General features: G+C 70.5%; 1 protein-coding gene and 2 pseudogenes. 1 reads left to right on the top strand and 2 read right to left on the bottom strand.

The window, feature by feature from the left end; all coding sequences use genetic code 11:
* Positions 1-236: pseudogene (locus VF542_RS00830) on the bottom strand (hypothetical protein); the annotation flags it as partial.
* A 179-nt stretch (positions 237-415) separates the two neighbouring features.
* Here VF542_RS00830 and VF542_RS00825 point away from each other — a divergent pair.
* Positions 416-880: a phage tail protein gene (locus VF542_RS00825; protein WP_408649809.1), complete on the top strand. Its 465-nt coding sequence runs from the start codon at positions 416-418 to the stop codon at positions 878-880.
* Between the two features lie 51 nt (positions 881-931).
* Here VF542_RS00825 and VF542_RS00820 read toward each other — a convergent pair.
* Positions 932-2,047 (bottom strand): annotated as a pseudogene (locus VF542_RS00820) (chromosome segregation protein SMC); the annotation flags it as partial.

Raw genomic sequence — 2,047 nt, 5'->3', positions numbered from 1 at the left:
AGCACCGGGGCGCTCGGGGTCTCGGGAAGGACGGAGGCGGTGTGCGGTCCCGGCGGCGCCGGCAGGGTGTCCACCGACCCGAGCGGCGGACCCGCCTGCGGCGTGGTCGGCAGGCCCACCCGCGGCGGCGGCACCTGGCGGCGGCGGCCCAGCCGGCCCCGCGGCACCACCAGCGAGACGATCAGGCCGAGGGCGAGAACGAGGATGGCTATGGCGATCAGCAGGAATTCGAGCACGCCTACAGTCTCTCAGCCGGCCGGACCGGCCACGTCGCTGGGCGCGCTGCTGGGCCGGCGACTGCGATCCACAGCCGCAACCTCATCAGCCGGGTTGATGCCGCAAGGGCCAGGAGCGTCGAATGCCTCCCCCTGGGACCGCTACCGTTCCTGTGACATGCCCGTCTTCGGAGGTACACATGCCGCAGATCGTCGACTTCGAGAAGGTGTCCACCGTGGGGCTGGAGTCGTCCCCGTTCGCCGGGGCTCTCGCCGGGCTGAGGGCCAACGAGGCGCGCTACTACAAGAACAAGTACGACCATGTCTTCACGGTGACTCCTGCGAGCCAGGCGACGGAGACGGTCGACTGGGTGAGCCGCATCCTCAAGGACGAACGCGACATCGTGATCTCGGCGCGCCCTCTTGAGGCGACGTCCTTCGAGGTTGACGGGATCCGGATGGCCTACGTGTTCTACGAGTCCGGTCTGTCGATCAACGTGATGTACGGCCTCGAGGACGGGAAGAAGCGCGCGGTCGGGTTCAAACTATCGGAGGGTATGGAGGTTCCCGAGGAGCTCGCGTCACGCTTCAAGTTCGCGCGGCAGAAGTCGAAGCTGGCCGGCACGATCCGTGGCTCCTTCTTCGTAATCAAGGGTGAGTACTGAATCAAGGGTGAGTACTGACGTGGTCACACCGCCACCGGCCGACTCGCCCGGCTATCCGGTGGCGGCGGCCACCCGGTCAGGTTCGTCGGCGGTGTCGCGCAGCCGCTGGCTGATCACCTGGCTGATGCCGTCACCGCGCATCGCGACCCCGTAGAGGGCGTCGGCGACCTCCATGGTGCGCTTCTGGTGGGTGATCACGATCAGCTGGCTGCTGGCCCGCAGCTCACCGATCAGGCCCACCAGCCGGCCCAGGTTGACGTCGTCCAGGGCCGCCTCGACCTCGTCCATCACGTAGAAGGGGCTCGGCCGGGCCCGGAAGATGGCCACCAGCATCGCCACCGCGGTCAGCGACCGCTCCCCGCCGGACAGCAGCGACAGCCGCTTGACCTTCTTGCCGGGCGGGCGCGCCTCCACGTCGATGCCGGTGGCCAGCATGTCCTCGGGATCGGTCAGCACCAGCCGTCCCTCACCGCCGGGGAACAGCGTCGAGAAGACCACCTCGAACTCCCGGGCCACGTCGTGATAGGCGGCGGTGAACACCTCCAGGATCCGGTCGTCGACCTCCCGGACCACCGTCAGCAGGTCGCGCCGGGTGTTCTTCAGATCCTCCAGCTGGGTGGAGAGGAACTGGTGGCGCTCCTCCAGCGCGGCGAACTCCTCCAGCGCCAGCGGGTTCACCTTGCCGAGCAGGGCCAGTTCGCGCTCGGCGCGGGCGGCCCGCTTCTCGACCGATCGGCGGTCGTACGGTCCGGGCCGTGGAGCGAGGACGTCCTCACCGCGCTCGGAGGCCAGCGCCCACTCGGCCAGCTCCTGGGCCGACGGCGGCACCGGCTGGTCGCTGGCATAGTCGGCAAGCAGGGCGGCCGCCTCGATGCCGAACTCCTCGGCCGCCCGGGTCTCCAGCTGCTCGATCCGCAGCCGCTGCTCGGCGCGCGCCACCTCGTCACGGTGCACGGCGTCGGTCAGCCGGGCAAGCTCCGCGCCCAGCTCACGCACCGCCGAACGCGCGGCCTTGAGCGCGGCGTCCCGTTCGGCCCTGGCAGCCTGGATGGCATCGCGTTGCTCGGCGGCCCGGGCCACCGCCCGGTCGAGTTCGGCGAGCGCGGCGACGGCGGCCGCCTGGACCGCGGCCGCGATCCTGGCACCCCGGGCGCGGGCGAGCCTGGC

This window comes from Jatrophihabitans sp. (assembly GCF_036389215.1).
GTDB lineage: Bacteria > Actinomycetota > Actinomycetes > Mycobacteriales > Jatrophihabitantaceae > Jatrophihabitans_A.
Note: the sequence above shows the minus strand (reverse complement) of the source record. Positions and strands in the feature narration are given on the sequence as shown.